The sequence below is a fragment of the Aurantimonas sp. Leaf443 genome (assembly GCF_001425575.1).
GTDB lineage: Bacteria > Pseudomonadota > Alphaproteobacteria > Rhizobiales > Rhizobiaceae > Leaf443.
In genome coordinates this window covers 596,256-614,254 of the sequence record NZ_LMRD01000001.1, presented here as the reverse complement: position 1 = coordinate 614,254, position 17,999 = coordinate 596,256, and the positions used below count along the sequence as shown (strand labels likewise).

Sequence of the window (17,999 nt, the reverse complement as noted above, 5' to 3'; positions counted from 1 at the left end):
ACGACGGCACGACCTCAGCTGGTGAGGCGCTGGCGGGAGCCTTTCTGCTGCATGCTTTGACACAAACCAGGCGCGAGTGATCCGCCCGGGGCAGATCGGGTTGGATCCGTCTTCGACTCACTCTTCCAGAATCAGAAGCTCGAAGGTGATGCAGACGGGATCGACGTCGTGGGCGATCTCGCCCTGGAAAACGCGTCCCTCCACATCGACGATCGCCAGATCGACGGACGCCCGGCTCTGGCCGGACGCGTCCGTCGTCAGGGTGCCCTCGCGGATCAGGAGCTCCGAGGCCGGCGCGGTCATGACCTCGCCGGAGGCGAACGTGCACCCGATCAGGCTTCCGATCCCATGGAGCGTGGCGTGGCGAATGCCATGCTCGCGCGCCGTCGCCTCGATCGCGCGGTGCAGCAGACCATTGGGCTTCAGACGGCAGAGGACGGCGCGCCGTCCGCGCGAGGCGGCGCTGCGCTCCTCCCGAGGGCGCGGGGCGAAGAGGCGGAAGCGCGTTTCGGGATCCTCGGCCTGATCCATGACGGCGCCCGAGACGAGAAGGGCCTCGGCCTCGACCGGACCGGCGAGCCGGGCCTCCTCCGGCAGGATATGTCCGGCGCTCCGCCGTCCCGACGCTTCGCGCCAGACGCCGTGTCCGTGCAGGAAGGGCTCGCCGTCGCGAAGACCGACGACCATGACGAGATCCTCGATCTCCGCCGGTCCGTCCGGCCTGTGCGGCCCGCTGTACCAGGCGGCGTGGAGGCCGTCGGTGGACAGACTCGGACCCAGATAGGCGAGCCGACCGAGGGTCCCGCCCCGCAGCCGGACGATGGCGCTGTCGGCGCCATGCTCGGAGAGACCTCGGGCGACGGAGGCGAGGATCGTGTCGGCGGCGGGAAGCGTCAGCGTCAGCCGATCGGCCCGGCACGGGATGGCGAGGATGCGCGGCAGGGATGCCGGGCCGGGTTGGCGGTTGCTGCGCATCCTAGCCCGCGACCGCCAGTCCGGCCGTCGAGAAACCGCCGTCGACGGCCAGGACCTGACCGTTGATATAGGCCGCCTCGTCGGAAAGCAGGAAGGCGACCGTCGCGGCGATCTCGCGCGGCGTGCCGTAGCGGCCCTGCGGGATGCGCTTGTGCCACTGCGCACGCACGTCCTCGGTGTGGACGGCCCGCGCCATCGGCGTGTCGATCGCGCCCGGCGCGACGGCATTGACGCGGATGCCGCTGCCGCCGAGCTCCGTGGAGAGGATGTGGGTGAGGGTGTTGACCGCTCCCTTGGACGATCCGTAGGCGGCCCGCCCCCGGCTTCCCACGATGCCCGAGACGGAGGAGATGTTGACGATCGATCCCGTGGTTCCCCCCTTCTGCCAGTGCCGCGCGGCCTCGCGGCACAGAAGGAACGTGCCGGTCAGGTTGACGTCCACGATGCGGCGGAAGTCTTCGAGGCTGGTCTCGACCGCGAGCCGGTCCATGGCGATGCCGGCCGAATTGACGACGCCCAGAAGCGGCGCGCGGCCCTCGGCCTTCGCGATGGCCTCGCGCACCTCGGCCTCGTCCGTGACGCTGCAGGCCGTCGTCTGGTCGGCGTCGAGCCCGAGACGTTGCCGCGCCGTCTCCAGCGCCTCCGCGTTCCGGTCGACGAGATGGAGGTGCCAGCCGCGGCCATGGAGCAGTTCGGCGATGTCGAGGCCGATGCCCGAGGCGCCGCCGGTGACGAGGACGGACCCGTTCGCCGCGCTCATTCCGCAGCGGTCCGAACGGTGCCGGTCGCGCCGGCGAGACGATCCAGCGCGCCGCTTCGCTCGAGCTCGGCGCGGATCGTCTTCTTGGTGATCTTGCCATAGGCGGACTTGGGCATCTCGTCCCAGAACAGCACCGCCTTCGGCATCTTGTACCGGGCGACCTTGCCCTCGAGCCAAGCCTTGACCTCGGCTTCCGAGAGACGAGCGCCGTCGCGCGCGATGCAGACGGCCACGCCGACCTCGCCCCAGACGGGATCGGGCACGCCCACGATCGCCGCCTCGCCGATGTCGGGATGCATCAGAAGCTTCTCCTCGATCTCGCGCGGATAGACGTTCGAGCCGCCCGAAATAAACATGTCGGAGGCACGGCCGGTGATGAAGAGGAAGCCCTGCGCATCGACATGGCCGAGATCGCCCGTCCGGAACCAGCCGTCGCGGAAGGCCTTCGCATTGGCTTCCGGGTTGCGGTAGTAGCCGGCGAAGACGGCCGGGCCGACGACGCAGATCTCGCCCGTCTCGCCTTGCGCCACTTCGCGACCCTCGCCGTCCTGGATCTGGACCTGCATCCCCATGCGCTCGACGCCGCAGGTGCCCACGCGCGCGGCCTCGTCGTCCAGGCTGTGATGGGCGGGCGGCAGGACGGTGATGGCGCCCGTGACCTCGCCGAGCCCGAAATACTGGACGAGCACGGGGCCGAGCTTCTCCAGCGCCCGCTTCTGGTCCGCCCGGTACATCGGGGCGCCGGCATAGATGACGTGGCGCAGCGAGGAATGGTCGTGCGCATCCACCGACGGGTGCTCGACCAGAAGCTTGACGATGGTGGGGACGGTGAAGAGGTTGGTCACCTTCCACGTCTCCACCAGCGCCCAGAACGTGGCCACGTCCAGCTTGTCGGAGGGCATGAGGATCGTCGTCGCCGCGCGCGCCACCTGGCAGAGCTGATGGATGCCTGCGCCATGCGACAAGGGCGCCACCACGATCGAACGATCCCCTTGCGTCGTTCCGGGAAACAGGTCCGCATTGTGGTTGTTCACGACGAAGGCCATCTGGCCGTGCGTCAGCACCGCCGCCTTCGGCCGACCCGTGGTGCCGGACGTGTAGAAGAACCAGCACGGATCGTCCCGATGGATCGCGGGGCCGGCGATCGAGCGTCCGAGATGGCGCGCGACGATCGCGTCGTAGTCCTCGCCGATGGTCGAGGGACCGATGGCGATGACGGAGCGGATGTCGGTGCCGTCGGCGCGGCAGGCTTGTGCATGGGCTTCGAAGGCCGCCTGACAGATCATCAGGCTCGCCCCGCTCGACTGCGCGAGATGGGCGACCTCGTCCGGCGTCTGGCGGTAGTTGGTGGGCACCCAGACCGCGCCGATGCGCAGGACCGCGAAAAGCGACTCGAACATCTGCACGCAGTTGGCCGATTGCACGAGCACCCGGTCGCCCTTCTTCACGCCGAACTCGTTGACGAGCGCATAGGCCATCGCGTTCACGCGGGCCTCGATCTCACCCCAGGTCCACTCCCGCGCCCCGTGGACCAGCGAGACGGCCTCCGGATAGCGGCGGGCCGCCTGGGTGAGGAAATGCGAGAGGTTCATGACGCGCGTGGAGGCCGGCGCGAGGCCGCCCGCCGGATCGCTCGGGCTCATCGGGTGCGCTCCAGGATCGAGACATAGTTGGAGACGGCGGCGCCGCCCATGTTGAAGACGCCGGCGAGCCTGGCATCCGGAATCTGCATGTCCCCCGCCTCGCCCATCAGCTGCATGGCCGCCAGGACATGCATGGAGACGCCGGTCGCGCCGACCGGATGCCCCTTCGCCTTCAACCCCCCGGACGGGTTCACCGGCAGGCGTCCGCCCTTGGTCGTCAGGCCGTCCCGCACGACGCGATGTCCCTGGCCGGGTTCGGCAAGGCCCATGGCCTCGTATTCGATCAACTCGGCGATGGTGAAGCAGTCGTGGGTTTCCACGAAGGACAGGTCGTCCAGCGTCAGCCCGGCCTGGTCCAGCGCGCGAGCCCAGGCGCGGCGCGGGCCGTCGAAGGCGAGCGGGTCGCGGCGGCTGAGCGCGAGCACGTCGTTGGCCTGGGCCCTGGCGCGAAACGCGATCGCGCGCTCCAGCGTCGCGGCGGTCTCGGCATCGGCGAGGACGAGCGCCGCCGCCCCGTCCGACACCATGGAACAGTCCGTCCGGCGCAGGGGACCGGCGACGATCGGGTTCTTGTCCGACACGGTGTTGCAGAAGTCGAAGCCGACGTCGCGGCGCATGTGGGCGAACGGATTGACCGCGCCGTTGGCGTGGTTCTTGGCGGCGATCATCGCCAGTTCCGCCGAGCGGTCGCCGTAGCGCTGGAAATAGTTCTGTGCGATGCGCCCGAAGACCCCGGCGAAGCCGCCTTCGACATCGCCCTCCTCCCTGCGGTAGCTGGCGTTCAGGAGGATGTCGCCGACCGTGGCGGTCGGCACGGCGGTCATCTTCTCGGCGCCCACGACGAGAGCGATGCGCCCGCGCCCCGCCTCGATGAAGTCCATCGCGCAGTAGAGTGCCGCCGATCCGGTGGAACAGGCGTTTTCGGTGCGCACGGCGGGAACGTGCGCGAGCGCCGGATCGACCATGCCGACCAGCGCGGCCTCGAAGCCCTGGCTGGAGAAGCCGGCATTCATCACGCCCACGAACAGCCCGTCCACATCGGCCGCGCCGATGCCGGCATGGGCGAGCGCGGGGCCGACGACGGAGGCCATGAGCGCCTCCGTGTCGGGGCAATCGGACTTGCCGAACACGGAGTGCGACCAGCCTACGATCTCAGCCTTCGTCATTTGAACGATCTCCTTTTGGCGGGGGTGGGCGCGGCGGGGCGCGCCATGCTGCCGGGCCGGTCGAACCGTTCGGCAAGGGCGGCCTCGACCAGGACGGCTTCGGCCATCAGAAGCTGGCCGAGCTCGCCCTGACGCGGCGGCTGCATCCGGCTGTCGATCGCGGCGATGCTGATGGCGCCGGCGACCGAGCCGTCGGGGTGACGGACGGCAACGCCGACGCCCCAGGAATTGGCGAGGATCAGGCCGGGATTGACGGCATAGCCGCGCGTTCGGGCGAGCGCGAGATGCCGGCGCAGCTCCTGCGGCGTGAGCAGGGGGTAGCGTGCTTCCATGACGGGGGCGTTGGTCTTCATGACCGCCTCCATCTCGTCGTCCGGGAGGGCCGCGAGCATGGCGAGCGAGCCGGCCCCGGCGCCGAGCGGATGTTCGTAGCCGACCTGCAGGGCATGGGTGCGGATCGGGAACGTGCCCTCCTCGCGATGCAGGCAGACCGAGATCGCGCCGCGGCGGACCGACAGGAACGTGGAATCGGCGGTCTTGGACGCCAGACGCGTCAGGCTCGGCATGGCGAGGCGCAGGAGGCCGAAGCGGGGCGAGGCGAGCGTGCCGAGGATGTAGGCCTCCTCGCCGAGATAGTAGCGCCGGTCCGTCTCCGCCTGATGCACGAGGCCGGCGCGCATCAGCGCCAGCAGCAGGCGGCGCGCGGTCGGCTTGTTGATGCCGCTCGCCTCCACCGCTTCGGCCAGCCCGAGGCCGCGCTCGCCCTGCCGGCCCACCATTGACAGGAGCTTGAGCGCGCGATCGACGCTCTGGGCTCCCGTCAGGTCCCTGTCCATGAGCGCCTCCATCGCCGCTAGCGCCCCCCGGCGGCGGGCGCGACGACCGCACAGCTCTGGCCGCCATCGACGGGCAGGCACACCCCGGTGATGAAACGCGCCTCGTCGGAGGCCAGGAACAAGGCGGCATGGGCGACGTCCCACGCATCGCCCATCCGCCCGCCGGGCACCGCCGCGTTACGCGCGGCGACCATCTCCTGCGTGGAGGCGTATTGGGAGGAAATCTGCCGGTAGATCAGAGGCGTGTCGACGAGGCCGGGCACCACGCAATTGGCACGGATCCCGCGGGTCGCATATTGCATGGCGATCGCCACCGTCGCCTGATGGACGCCCGCCTTGGTCGCGTAATAGGCGAAATAGGGATATCCGGTCCAGCGCAGGCCGGCGAGCGAGGAGATGTTGACGATCGCGCCGCCGCCCGCCTCCAGCATGGCGGGGATGACCGCCTTGGCCGTGCGGAAGACCGAGCCGAGATTGAGATCGACCGATTGCTGAAACTCGATCTCCGTCAGTTCCACCGGGCCGCCCATATGCGTGACGCCGACATTGTTGTGCAGGATCGAGATCGCGCCGAACGCTGCGAGCGTCTGCGCGACAGCGTCCTCCACCGAGGCGAGGTCGGTCACGTCCGTCGACAGGGCCAGCGCGGTTCCCCCTTCGGACCGGATGATCTCGGCCGTCTCCTCGGCCGCCGCGCGGTCGAGGTCGGCACAGGCGACGCGGGCGCCCTCGCGGGCATAGAGCACGGCCGCCGCCTTTCCGTTGCCCCAGCCGGGGCCGGCCGAGCCCGCGCCGAAGACGATGGCCGACTTGCCCTCGAGACGGGGACGCAGGCGTGGGGATGGGCTGGAACGCGCGTTCAAGGGCGGGATCTCCAGGCAACGATCGGCCGGCCCGGCGCCCGTCGAGAGAAGAGGCGCCGGGGAATGAGGAAACGGCGGCGGAAGGCCCCTCTCGCCTTGGGCGGAAGGGGCTTCCCGTCGATCAGCTGAGCGACGCGCCCACGGCCTTTTCGAGGATCGACCAGGCCTCGTCGCCGAACTTGCCCTTCCATTCGGCGTAGAAGCCGGCCTGGCGCAGCGTTTCGCGGAAGGCGGCCTTGTCGCATTCGGTGAAGGTCATGCCGTCCTTGGTCAGCTGCTCGCGCACCGTGTCGTTGACCTTGGCGGTGTCGGCCCGCTGGGCGAGGCCGGCCTCGTTGAGCTTCTCGGCGACGGTCCCGCGAACGTCCTCGGGCAGGCGCTCCCAGGCGCGCTTGTTGGCCAGGAGCCAGAACCCGTCCCACATATGGTTGGTCATGGCGCAGTTCTTCTGCACCTCGTAGAGCTTGGCGCTCGACACGATGGCCAGCGGATTCTCCTGTCCGTCGACGATGCCGGTGCTGAGCGCCGTATAGACCTCGGCGAAGTTGATCGTGGTCGGCGCCGAGCCGAAAGCGGTGAACATGGACTGCCAGAGCTGGCTCGGCGGCACGCGGATCTTGAAGCCCTTGAGGTCGTCGGGCGTCGTGATGGCGCGGTTGGAGCTGGTGATCTGGCGGAAGCCGTTGTCCCAGATCTTCTCCATGGGCACGAGACCCTTCTTCTCGATCTCGGCGCGGGCATAGGCGCCGAGTTCGCCGTCCATGGCCTTCCAGACCGTGGCGTAGTCGGGGAAGGCGAAGCCGACGCCGTTGATGGCGGCGGCGGGCACGAGCGTCGACAGGATCAGCGGCGACAGCGAGAAGAACTCGGTCGCCCCGTTGCGCACCTGCGACAGCGTCTCGGTGTCGTTGCCGAGCTGGCTGGAGGGGAAGATGTTGATCTTCATGCGCCCGCCCGTCGCCTCGAGGATGCCGTCGGCAGCCTCCTTCAGACGGACGTTCAGGGGATGCGACAGCGGCAGGTTGTTGGCGAACTTGTAGGTGAACTCGGCGGCGCGGGCCTTGGTGTGGAAGGCCGCGCCCAGAGCCAGCGTTCCCGTGCCGAGCAGCATCGTCCTGCGCGTGATCGTCATCGTCATTCTCTCCTCCCGAGATCCGTTAAAAGGTGTTCTGTCGTCGGGGCGGGGCGCAGGGCGCCCGGCCCGTCAGAGAAAGGCCAGCGAGAACCAGGGCACGGCCGCGATGACCAGGAGCCCGGCGAGCATCGCGCCGAGATAGGGCCAGATCGCCGCCATCGCGCCGTCGGGCGAGACGTTGCCGATCTTGCAGGCGATGTAGAAGCCGACGCCGATCGGCGGCGCCATGAGGCCGATGTTCATGGCCGTCACGACGACCATCGAATAGTGGATGTCGTTGATGCCCATGGCGCGCGCGATCGGGAACATGATCGGCGCCAGGAGCACGATGGCCGGCAGGCCCTCGAGCACGCAGCCCAGGAGCATGAACACCGCGATCGACACCAGCATGAAGGTGAACCAGCCCCCCGGCAGCGCGCTGAGGCGATCGGTCAGTTCGAAGGCGAAGCCGGTCTGCGTCAGGGCCCAGGCCATGGCGGCGGCCGTGCCGAGGATGAGGAGGATCGCCCCGCTCATCGCCGCCGTCTCCACCAGCATCCGGTAGCACTTGCGCGGCCCGATGCCGCCGTAGAGGACGGAGCCGATCAGGAAGGCGTAGACGACCGCGATCGTCGAGACCTCGGTCGCCGTGGCCGCGCCGCTGGCCACCGCGCTGCGGATGATGAAGGGCAGGACGAGGGCGGGCGCGGAGATCAGCGCGGCGCGGCCGATGGTCTTGAGCGTCGGCCGACGCACGCCGGTCACATCTTCGCCCCGCGCCTTGAAGCGCGCCAGGACGGCCAGCGCCAGGAGCAGCACCATGGCGATGGCAAAACCGCTCGTGAAGAGGCCGGCGATGGAAACGCCCGCGACCGAGCCGAGGACGATCAGCACGATGGAGGGCGGCACCGTGTCGGCCATGGCCGCACCGGTCGCCAGAAGCGCAATCATCTCCTTGGGCTGGTGCCCCCGGCGCTTCATCTCGGGAAAGAGGGCCGGCGCGACGGTCGCCATGTCGGAGACCTTGGAGCCCGAAATGCCGGAGACGAGGAACAGCGAGCCGAGGAGCACGTAGGACATGCCGGCCTTCACATGGCCGAGCATGGAGGCGAGGAACTCCACGATCGCCTTGCCCATGCCGGTGGCATCGAGAATGCAGCCGAGAAACACGAAGACGGGAACGGACAGGAGGATCAGGCTCGACATGCCCTCGTCCATGCGCCCCACGACCACCTCGGTCGGCATGAACGTTGTGAAGCCGAGGAAGAGCATCGTCGCGATGCCGAAGCAGAAGGCGATGGGCACGCCCATGGCGAGGCACAGGACGCCTCCGAGCACCAGGAACAGGAAGATGTTGGTGTTGCCGAGCGTCTCGAAGATCGGGGACATGAACCAGAGACCGCCGAGGATCGCGCAGACGATGACGAGCGAGGCCGCGGCCTCCATCGGCCGGGCGGTGCGGAGGAGTTCGGCGACCACGAGGACGGCCATCAGCGCCATGCCGGCGGGAAGGGCGAGCGCCCGGTAGCCGGCGGGAATGCTCAGCGCCGAGGTGGTGATGTCCATCTCCCCGGACGCGTAGCTGTAAGCCGCCGGCAGGAGGGCGACGAGAAAGCCGAGCACGGCCACGAGGCCCAGCGTCTCGACGAAGCGGCGCGCCGCGGCGGGCAGGAGGTTGAGGCCGACCGTGAGACGCAAGTGCTCGGAGCGGTCGATGGCGATCGCCGAGCCGAGCATCACGAGCCAGAGAAAGGCGGTCGACGCCGCCTCGTCGATCCAGACGATCGGATGCGACAGGCCGTAGCGGAAGATGACGTTGGCGAGCAGCATTCCCATGATCGCCACGAGGAGGATCGCCGCCACGACCTCGACGGGTCGCATCAGCGGCGAGCCGGGCCGCGCGCTCTCCGTCTCGGCCAGCAGTGCAAAGTCAGGGGCGCTGTCGGTGGCAGTCGTCATCCCGTCCTCCTCCCTCGGATCGATCGACGCGTGTCGAGAGCCCTCCCGCGGGAATGGCCGACCGTGTTCGATGAGATCCAGTCTCCCTCCGGCGACACGTCCGGAACCTCCCAGCTCCCTGACGGACACGTCACCCACCCTCCGCGAGTCTCCGGCTCCGAAGGGTCCATTTTTCTAGGCCGGCTTCGCCGATCCCGCAAACCGAATTTTTATCTCCATGTTCTACAACGTCTTTCTTCGATCTTATCGGTCCATATCATGGACTTTCGGCTTTGCCCTCTCGTCGGCCGTCCTGCCGCCTGTCGACCGCCTCGTCGGTTCGCGCGAGCAGAGCCCAGGGCCGGATGCACCGCTGCAATGCGAAATCGTCAATCCCGGAAAGCCGTCGGTCCGGTTATGAAATGGTCAGCGATCAAGAGGGATGCCGACGATGACGCAATCGAGGAAGAAGACCGAACAGACCTCGGACAAGCGTAGCACGTTCTGGAGCGCCTTCGTTCGCGCCCGTTCGATCGACGCATCGCGCCTCGTCGCCCAGGCGAACCGCCGCTCCGTCTGAAAACGGTCCATAACACCGTTTCAATCTCGCGGGGCCCGACGGCCCCGCCAGCCCGACGCTTCGGGTTCAGGCGGCGTGAAGACGCGAAAGGCATTCCACGGACGCTGGACGGGGAATTCGTCTTCGCCGCATCGACGAGGCCGAACCTCGCCGACGTCCCTTCCGCGCGACGAAAGCCGTCGCCTTTCCACGACCGGCACGCCCCGACCTGCTCCAGACGCCTGCGAGGACTGCAGAACCGCGCCGACGGGCGCATTCCCGCCGTGGCATGTCGGCCTGGTCGCACGCAGCGCCGAAACCTGAAGGCTGGCCTATTCCTGCGCCGCGTAGCGGTCGAGATTGCGCAGGAGGAGGTCGAGCAGGCGGTCGCGGTTGGCGTCTCGCACATCCGCCTGCCAGGCGACGGCGAGCGGCAGGCGGTGGGCTCCGGAGGCGGAGCGGCCGGCCAGGGGGCGGAAGAGGACGCCGGCGACGGCGAGCCGGGCGGACCAGAGGGGCACGATGGCCGCGCCGATCCCGGCCGCGACCATGTTGAGGATCGTCTGCTTCTCCTCGGCGATCTGCGCGATGCGGGGCGTGAGCCCCTCCCCCTCGAAGAGCTTCATCGTCAGGTCGTGGCTGTGCGGACGCGAGCGGCGCTCCGGGATGATCATGGCGATGTCGGCGAGGTCGGCGACATCCACTTCGGCGCCCCGCCCGAGCGGATGGGCGGCGGGAAGCGCGACGACGGCCGTCTCGTGCAGCAGGAAGCGCGTGCGCAGCCGCGGGTCGAGCCGGGCGGGCGGGCGGATGATCGCCAGATCCAGCCGGCCGGAGAGAAGCTTGGGGATCAGGCGGATCGACTTCTCCTCCGTCAGTTCGATCGCAAGGTCCGGGTCCTGCGTGTGGAGATCGTGGATGAGCGCGGGCACGAGGCCGGCCGCGGCGCTGTCGATGGCGCCCAGCCGGATGACGCGGCTCACCGAGCGTCCGCGGTCGCGCAGGCGCTCCACGAGGGCATCGGCGGCGTCCAACAGGGGCCGCGCCTCGCGCACGAAGTCGCGCCCCGCCTCGGTCAGCGCGACGGCGCGGGTCGTGCGCTCGAACAGGGCGACGCCGAGTTCCTCCTCGATCATGCGGATCTGGCGTCCGAAGCCGGCCGGCAGCATGTCGAGCGTGCGGGCCGCCCTCCCGAAATGCATCTCGTCGGCCGCCGCCAGCACGCATCGGATCTGTCTGAGTTCCATGCGCCATCGTATCATGGGAGAATATAATCTTCAGCCCATGGGGCAAAGGTTCACAACGTCTTAAAGCCGACACTCAGCGATGCCGTGGGAGCGGCGCCGCGCGAGGCGGGGCTCGAAGCGCCCGCCCTGCATCCTGGGAGGACGACATGAAGACGTTTCTGACCGCCGCGCTCGCCGGCGTGGCGATGGCCTTCGCCCTGCCCGCTGTCGCGCAGCAGGCCTATCCCGAGAAGCCGGTGACGATCCTCGTGCCGGCTGCGGCCGGCGGCCCGAGCGACACCGTCGCCCGCCTCGTCGCCGAGGCGATGACGAAGGATCTCGGCCAGCAGGTGCTGATCGAGAATGTCGGGGGCGCGGGCGGCTCGCTCGGCGCCGGCCAGGTGGCCAAGGCAGCGCCCGACGGCTACACGCTGCTCCTCTACCATGTGGCGGTCTCCACCTTCGGCGCCCTCTATCCCGATCTCGCCTACGAGCCGGGCGAAGACTTCTCCTCCGTCGGGCTCGTGACCGACGTGCCGATGACGCTCGTCGGGCGCAAGGACCTGCCGCCGGCCGATGTCGGGGCGCTCCTCGCCTGGCTGAAGGGCGAGGGCGCGGGCGCGACCTTCGGCACGGCCGGGGTCGGCGCCGTCTCGGACCTCTGCGGACGGCTCCTCACCGAGGCGACCGGCGCGACGCTGACGGTCGTTCCCTACAAGGGCACGGGGCCTGCCATGACCGATCTCGTCGGCGGCCAGATCGACCTCATGTGCGACCAGACGACCAACACGGCGAACCAGATCGCGGCGGGCGAGATCAAGCCCTATGCCGTCACCACGAAGGAGCCGATCGCCATCCTGCCGCAGGTGCCGCCATTGGCTTCGAGCGGCCTCGACGGCTTCGAGATCACCGCCTGGCACGCGATCTGGGCGCCCAAGGGCACGCCCGAGCCGATCCGCCAGCACCTGTCCGCCTCGCTGCGGAAGGCGCTCGTGGACCCGGTCGTGATCGAGCGTTTCGCGGGTCTGGGCACCGCGCCCGTTCCGGCCGATCTCGCCACGCCCGCCGCGCTCGACGCGCGTCTGCGCTCCGAGCTCGCTCGCTGGAACACGCTTCTCGGCGACGCCGGACAGCGCTAGCCCATGCCAGCTTCGCCGGACGATCTGTCTCGTCCGGCGCCCCATCGACGAGGACCCGAAGGAGACCGCCATGCAGACCTACAGGATCGCCGCCATTCCCGCCGACGGCATCGGCCCCGAGGTGATCGCCGCCGGTCTGCAGGCGCTCGAGGCGCTGGAGCGCCGCGAGGGCACGTTCCGGCTCGACGTGACGGAATTCGACTGGGGCTCGGACTATTACCGCCGGCAGGGCGCGATGATGCCGGCGGACGGGACCGAGCAGCTGAAGGCCTTCGACGCCATCTTCTTCGGCGCGGTCGGCGCTCCCGACGTGCCGGACCACGTCACGCTGTGGGGCCTGCGCCTGCCGATCTGCCAGGGCTTCGACCAGTATGCCAATGTGCGCCCGACCAAGATCCTGCCGGGCATCGTCTCGCCGCTGTCCGGCGTGAAGCCCGGCGATCTCGACTGGGTGATCGTGCGCGAGAATTCAGAAGGCGAATATTCCGGCCATGGCGGGCGCGCCCATCGCGGCCTGCCCGAGGAGGTCGGCACCGAGGTCGCGATCTTCACCCGCGTCGGCGTCACGCGCATCATGCGCTACGCCTTCCGCCTCGCGCAGTCGCGTCCGCGCAAGTTCCTCACCGTCGTCACCAAGTCCAACGCCCAGCGCCACGGCATGGTGATGTGGGACGAGATCGCCGCGGAGGTCGCCCGCGAATTTCCGGACGTGACCTGGGACAAGATGCTGGTGGACGCCATGACCGTGCGCATGACGCTGAAGCCCCGGAGCCTCGACACGATCGTGGCGACGAACCTCCATGCCGACATCCTGTCGGACCTCGCGGGCGCGCTGGCCGGCAGTCTCGGCGTCGCGCCCACGGCCAATATCGACCCGGAACGGCGCTTCCCCTCGATGTTCGAGCCGATTCACGGCTCGGCCTTCGACATTACCGGCAAGGGCATCGCCAATCCCGTCGCCACGTTCTGGACGGCGGCGCAGATGCTGGAGCATCTCGGCGAGCCGAAGGCCGCGCGCCGCCTGATGCACGCGGTGGAGACCGTCACCGGCAGCGGCGTGACGACGCCGGACGTCGGCGGAAAGGCCAGCACGCAGGAGGTGACGGACGCGGTCTGCGAGGCGATCCGGGGCTCCAACATCGTGCTCTGATCCCGGCCCGCCACGCAACCGACCCTCCGGGTGCATTCCTGCAAGTCGGGAAGAGGCTCGGGCGCCGCGCGGACCGATGCCGCGCGGCAGATGCCGAGGACCGTCGTTCCGGACGCGCGGCGGCAAAGGGCGGAGGACGCGGGGAACGGGGCGTCGCGCCGGCGCAAGCCGGCCGCGCCCGGCCCGTCAGCCGGCGGCCGCGACCCGCAAACCTGCCTCGCGCCCGTCGATCAGCGCGCGGGCGGCCGGGGCCACCATCGGCCGGCCGAGGAGATAGCCCTGTCCGGTGCCGCAGCCGAAGCCCATCATGCGGCCGAGCTGCTCCTCGTCCTCGATGCCTTCCGCCGTCGTCTCGATGCCGAGTTCGCGCGCGATCCCGACGACGGCGCGCACCACGGCCGAGGCGTTGGCCTCCTCGCCCTCTCCGCTCACGAAGCTGCGGTCGATCTTGATGCGGTCGATCTTGAACTCCCGGAGATGAGCGAGGGAGGAATAGCCGGTGCCGAAATCGTCCATGGCGACGCGGATGCCGAGGGCCCGGAAGCCGGCCAGCATGGCCGCGATCTGCCCGCCATTCTCGACGAGAGCCGTCTCTGTCAGTTCGAGCTCGATCTGCCGGGGCGACAGGCCGTGGTCGTCGATCGCCCGGTGGATCTGCGTCAGGATCGCCGGCGTCTGGAGCTGCACCGGCGAGACATTGACCGAGACATAGATGTCGTCCGGCCAGGAGGCGGCCTCGCGCAGGGCCTCGTCCAACACCCAGGCGCCGATCCGCTCCATGGAGCCGCTGGTTTCCGCGACGGGGATGAAGACCGCCGGCGAGATCATGCCCCGCTCCGGGTGGCGCCAGCGCACGAGCGCCTCGAAGCCGGCCAGGCGGTGCGGCGACAGCGCGTAGAGCGGCTGGAAATGCAGCTCCAGCTGGCCGCGCTCCACCGCCAGGGCCAGCTCCTCCTCGAAGGCTTGGCGCTCGGCGGCCTCCTCGAACATGCCCTCACGATAGATCTCGACCCGCCCGCGCCCTTCGTTCTTCGCCTTGTAGAGCGCAAGATCCGCGCGGCGCTGCACGGCCGATGCGTCGTCGGTCGACAGGATGGACGCAATGCCGACGCTGCAGCCGATGCGCACCATGTTCGGGCCGATGGCGAAGGGCACGGCGAGCGCCTCGACCATGCGGCCGGCGAGCGCGCCGGCACGGACATGATCGTCCGGGATGAGGACGGCGAACTCGTCGCCCCCGAGGCGAAAGGCCCGGTCGCTCTCGGACAGGACGGCCCGCAGGCGCGCGACGACCTGGACGAGGAGGTCGTCGCCGGCCGCGTGGCCGAACTTGTCGTTCACGGCCTTGAAGCAGTCGAGGTCGACGAGGAGCAGCGTGAGGGCGCTGGCGCCTGCCCTGCCCTCGATCGTGTCGGCGAAGAGCCGGCGGTTGGGCAGGCCGGTCAGCGCATCGTGATAGGCCATGTGGGCGATCCGCCGCTGTCCCTCGCGCGCCTCGGTCACGTCCTCGTAGGTGAGGATCGCGCCGCCCCCGGGCAGCGGACGGCAGACGACGGCGACGTATCGCCCGTCCTCGAAGGCCTGCTCCAGCCGCGTCGTCTCGGTCTTGGCGAACCACAGGGCGTGGTTGCTCACCACGCGCCGGACGCGATCCGCGTCCCAGCCCGACCGGGCGCCGATGGCGGCGAGGAATTCGGCGAGCGGCATGTCCGTGCGCATGACCTTCTCGCCGAGATCGAAGATCTCCGCGACCCGGCCGTTGAAGAGCGTGATGCGCCCGGCCGGCGACACGGCGACGAGCCCGTTCGACATATTCGTGAGCGCGTCGGCGGCCTGTGCGCGGGAGCGATCGTCGATCATGCCGCTCGCGAAGCCCGCCCCGATGATGACGAGCGCGACGCCGGCCACGGCGAGCGCCAGCGCCCGCAGCGCCGCGGGGTTGGAATAGGAACCGGCGATCTCCATCGGTTCGACGCGGAAGGCGGTCATGCCCGTGAAATGCAGGCCGACGATCGCAAGGACCAGGAGAGCGGTGCCCGCATGCGCGTGGCGCGCCTCGTCCGAGGCGCGGACGGCGAAGAGGGCGGCGGCCGAGAAGACGCAGGAGAAGGCGATCGAGGCCGCGAGATAGGACAGGTCCCAGCTCACGATGCCTTCGACGCGGTAGCCCATCATGCCCGTGTAATGCATGACGACGATGGCAAGACCCAGGATGGCGCCGCCCAGAAGCGAGGCGCCCCGCCGGCTGGAGGCCGCCACGACGAAGCCGATGCCCGCGCCCGCCATGGCGACGAGGAGGGAGACGATCGTCAGCACCGGCTCGAAACCCACGAGCGTGCCGGGATCGTAGCCGAGCATGGCGATGAAATGGGTGCACCAGATGGAGGCGCCGGTGATGAGCGCGTTGAGGATGAACCAGGCGCCCCGCTCCGGCCAGCGCGTCTCCGCCGCCCGCTTGAACAGCCGCACCGTCGCCCACGAACCCGCCACGCAGACGAGCGCCGCAACGGCGATCAGCCAGGGATTATGATCCCCTGCGATGCAGGACAGGACAGTCATCATGGAAGGCGGTTCCGCATTCTGGGCCCGTCTTCACCATCGCGCAGGCGGATTGAGATTCGCTGAATTCGGACCGCCGAACCCGTGGTCGGCTCCGCATCCAACGCCCATTCCGCAGGCCGTCGGCCGCGACAAAAGCGCCGCCCCAGCGCCGGTCGCGGCCGCCCGCCGCCCGTCGCAGGACCGCTCGTTCCATCCGGCCGCCGCCTCAGCGCGCGACGCTGCGTTCGGCGCGCTGGCGCTCGATCCAGGCGCGCCGATCGGCCTCGATCTCCTCGGACGCCTTCGCCCAGAACTCGAATTCGCGGCCATAGGGCCGCCCGGCCTGCTCCCAGAGGAAATAGGCCCTGTCCCTGACGATCGGCGTCAGGTCGGTATCGTTGCCGTCTCGCATGTTTCCTCCCTGCGCGGGTCTGTGCCCGCGCTCGTCCCGGCCAAGCGTCCGGATGGCTCCGCAGCTCGGCGGGCTTGGCGTGCCGGTCGTTCTCAGGCCTGCACGAAGACGTAGTATCCCGTCTCGCGCAGCACGGACGCGTAGGTCGCGCGGTCCGCCTCCGGCAGCCGGTCGGCGATGTCGGAGACCTTGCCGATATAGGTCCAACCGTCTCCGCGCAGGAAGCCCGGCAGCGCGCCGCCGTCCGGCACCGCGCAGACGGAGACGGTCTCGCCACCCATCCGGAAGAGATTCAGCATGTCTCGCCCCTTGGCCGACGGCCGGAAAGGGCGCTCCCTTGCGGCCGCCGGCGGATGGCGGTGCCGCCGGCCCCGTGCCGGCGACGCCGCCCGCCTGCCTATTTCAGCGCGTCGCGCAGCTTGTCCTTGGCCTCGCCGGCCTTGTCCTGGACCTTGCCTTCGATCTTCTCGGCCTTGCCCTCGGCCTCGACCCGCTCGTTGCCGGTCACCTTGCCAAGCGCCTCCTTGACGGAGCCCACGACCTGCTTCTTCGTCCCCTCGATGCGGTCCTTATCCATCTCGTTCTCCTTGGGTTCGAATGGTGCGGCGGGTAATCGAAACGAGGTCCCGCCGCTGGATGGTCTTTTAGATGGGGTGCGCAAGCGCGCCCCACAGTTGCAGCTGCATCAGGCGGCATGAGCCGATTTCTTCTTTTTGGCAGCCCCGCGCCGGTTCGACGGCCGGCCGCTCAGGGCGCCTTCTTGTCGTCCGCGCCGATGCCACGGGTCGATTCGCCCGGCGACAGGACATGGCGCCAGAGGAGGGCCCCCACGGCCGCGCCGGCGAGCGGTGCGAGCCAGAAGAGCCAGAGCTGGCCGATCGCCCCGTTCTGCGCGAAGACGGCGGCCGCGAGCGAGCGAGCCGGGTTCACCGACGTGTTCGTCACCGGGATCGAGACGAGATGGATCAGCGTCAGGCCGAGGCCGATGGCGATCGGCGCGAAGGCCGAGGAGGCGGCGGTGGAGGTGGAGCCGAGGATGATGACGAGGAACGCGGCGGTCAGCACGAATTCGGCCACGAAGGCCGCCTGGACACCGTAGCCCCCGGGCGAATTCGCGCCGTAGCCGTTGGAGGCGAAGGCGCCGGCCGAGAAACCGGCCTTGCCGGAGGCGATCGCGTAGAGGACGGCGGCGCCGAGAAGGCCGCCGAGGACCTGCGCGATCCAGTAGGGCACGAGCTCGCGCGGCGAGAAGCGCCCCGAGATCGCAAGGCCCAGCGAGACGGCGGGGTTGAAATGCCCCCCGGAAATGCCGCCGACCGTGTAGGCCATCGTGAGGACGGTCAGGCCGAAGGCGAGCGAGACGCCGGCGAAGCCGATGCCGAGGCCCGGGAAGTCGGCCGCGAGGACGGCGCTGCCGCAGCCCGCGAAGACGAGCCAGAACGTTCCGAAGGCTTCGGCCGCAAGTTTCCTGTTCATGGGAGACATCCTGTTGCGCACGAAGGCCGTCCGGCCTTCACGGCCGGAGCGGGCATGGTGGTGCGATGGGTGGAGGGGCGGGCGAACGGAACGGGCGCGGCCTGCCGCCGCGCGGACATCCCGCCGGCGGACTAGACAGGAGACGCGGCCCGCCCCCAAGACGCGCCTGCATCAGCCCGAATGAAGAGGATCGCTCTTTCG

Annotated in this window: 17 protein-coding genes; 3 read left to right on the top strand and 14 right to left on the bottom strand. The window is 69.5% G+C overall.

Annotated elements, in window-relative coordinates:
* Positions 1-117: 117 nt before the first annotated feature.
* The 8 genes from ASG48_RS02750 to ASG48_RS02715 form a co-directional block, all read right to left on the bottom strand.
* Entirely contained in the window at positions 118-975 is an 858-nt protein-coding gene (locus tag ASG48_RS02750) for a DUF296 domain-containing protein (RefSeq protein WP_055844784.1), read from the bottom strand.
* A gap of 1 nt (position 976) precedes the next feature.
* Positions 977-1,735: an SDR family NAD(P)-dependent oxidoreductase gene (locus ASG48_RS02745; protein ID WP_055844781.1), complete on the bottom strand. Its 759-nt coding sequence runs from the start codon at positions 1,733-1,735 to the stop codon at positions 977-979.
* Positions 1,732-3,378 carry an acyl-CoA synthetase gene (locus ASG48_RS02740; RefSeq protein WP_055844778.1) on the bottom strand — a complete coding sequence of 549 codons (1,647 nt, stop codon included), beginning with the start codon at positions 3,376-3,378 and terminating at the stop codon, positions 1,732-1,734. Before ASG48_RS02740 ends, ASG48_RS02745 begins: the two co-directional genes overlap by 4 nt.
* Positions 3,375-4,544, bottom strand: a complete 1,170-nt coding sequence (locus tag ASG48_RS02735) for an acetyl-CoA acetyltransferase (RefSeq protein WP_055844775.1) — start codon at positions 4,542-4,544, stop codon at positions 3,375-3,377. Before ASG48_RS02735 ends, ASG48_RS02740 begins: the two co-directional genes overlap by 4 nt.
* Positions 4,541-5,392 carry an IclR family transcriptional regulator gene (locus tag ASG48_RS02730; RefSeq protein WP_055844772.1) on the bottom strand — a complete coding sequence of 284 codons (852 nt, stop codon included), beginning with the start codon at positions 5,390-5,392 and terminating at the stop codon, positions 4,541-4,543. Before ASG48_RS02730 ends, ASG48_RS02735 begins: the two co-directional genes overlap by 4 nt.
* Positions 5,393-5,397: 5 nt before the next feature.
* A complete protein-coding gene (locus tag ASG48_RS02725) occupies positions 5,398-6,213 on the bottom strand; it encodes an SDR family NAD(P)-dependent oxidoreductase (RefSeq protein WP_055845422.1) in 816 nt (271 codons plus the stop codon).
* Between the two features lie 151 nt (positions 6,214-6,364).
* Positions 6,365-7,375, bottom strand: coding sequence for a TRAP transporter substrate-binding protein (locus ASG48_RS02720; RefSeq protein WP_055845417.1), 1,011 nt, complete (start codon positions 7,373-7,375; stop codon positions 6,365-6,367).
* Positions 7,376-7,447: 72 nt separating this feature from the next.
* Positions 7,448-9,316 carry a TRAP transporter large permease subunit gene (locus ASG48_RS02715; protein ID WP_055844769.1) on the bottom strand — a complete coding sequence of 623 codons (1,869 nt, stop codon included), beginning with the start codon at positions 9,314-9,316 and terminating at the stop codon, positions 7,448-7,450.
* A gap of 430 nt (positions 9,317-9,746) precedes the next feature.
* Between ASG48_RS02715 and ASG48_RS18905 the strand changes: the two genes are divergently transcribed.
* Positions 9,747-9,875: a hypothetical protein gene (locus tag ASG48_RS18905; RefSeq protein ID WP_280137991.1), complete on the top strand. Its 129-nt coding sequence runs from the start codon at positions 9,747-9,749 to the stop codon at positions 9,873-9,875.
* A 311-nt stretch (positions 9,876-10,186) separates the two neighbouring features.
* On the opposite strand, the gene ASG48_RS02710 is transcribed toward ASG48_RS18905, so the two are convergent.
* Positions 10,187-11,101 (bottom strand): LysR substrate-binding domain-containing protein, encoded by a 915-nt coding sequence (locus tag ASG48_RS02710; RefSeq protein ID WP_055844766.1) that lies wholly within the window; start codon positions 11,099-11,101, stop codon positions 10,187-10,189.
* A gap of 146 nt (positions 11,102-11,247) precedes the next feature.
* On the opposite strand from ASG48_RS02710, the gene ASG48_RS02705 reads away from it, so the two are divergent.
* Entirely contained in the window at positions 11,248-12,219 is a 972-nt protein-coding gene (locus ASG48_RS02705; protein ID WP_055844763.1) for a tripartite tricarboxylate transporter substrate-binding protein, read from the top strand.
* A gap of 70 nt (positions 12,220-12,289) precedes the next feature.
* Positions 12,290-13,369, top strand: a complete 1,080-nt coding sequence (locus tag ASG48_RS02700) for a tartrate dehydrogenase (protein WP_055844760.1) — start codon at positions 12,290-12,292, stop codon at positions 13,367-13,369.
* A 186-nt stretch (positions 13,370-13,555) separates the two neighbouring features.
* On the opposite strand, the gene ASG48_RS02695 is transcribed toward ASG48_RS02700, so the two are convergent.
* From ASG48_RS02695 to aqpZ, 5 genes are all read right to left on the bottom strand, one after another.
* Positions 13,556-15,931: an EAL domain-containing protein gene (locus tag ASG48_RS02695; RefSeq protein ID WP_055844757.1), complete on the bottom strand. Its 2,376-nt coding sequence runs from the start codon at positions 15,929-15,931 to the stop codon at positions 13,556-13,558.
* A 205-nt stretch (positions 15,932-16,136) separates the two neighbouring features.
* A complete protein-coding gene (locus tag ASG48_RS02690) occupies positions 16,137-16,322 on the bottom strand; it encodes a DUF2934 domain-containing protein (RefSeq protein ID WP_055844754.1) in 186 nt (61 codons plus the stop codon).
* 92 nt (positions 16,323-16,414) lie between these two features.
* Positions 16,415-16,621: a hypothetical protein gene (locus ASG48_RS02685; RefSeq protein ID WP_055844751.1), complete on the bottom strand. Its 207-nt coding sequence runs from the start codon at positions 16,619-16,621 to the stop codon at positions 16,415-16,417.
* A 98-nt stretch (positions 16,622-16,719) separates the two neighbouring features.
* Entirely contained in the window at positions 16,720-16,899 is a 180-nt protein-coding gene (locus ASG48_RS02680; RefSeq protein WP_055844748.1) for a CsbD family protein, read from the bottom strand.
* Positions 16,900-17,069: 170 nt separating this feature from the next.
* Complete coding sequence (gene aqpZ, locus ASG48_RS02675) at positions 17,070-17,798, bottom strand: aquaporin Z (protein WP_055844745.1); 729 nt, start codon at positions 17,796-17,798, stop codon at positions 17,070-17,072.
* Positions 17,799-17,999: the final 201 nt, after the last annotated feature.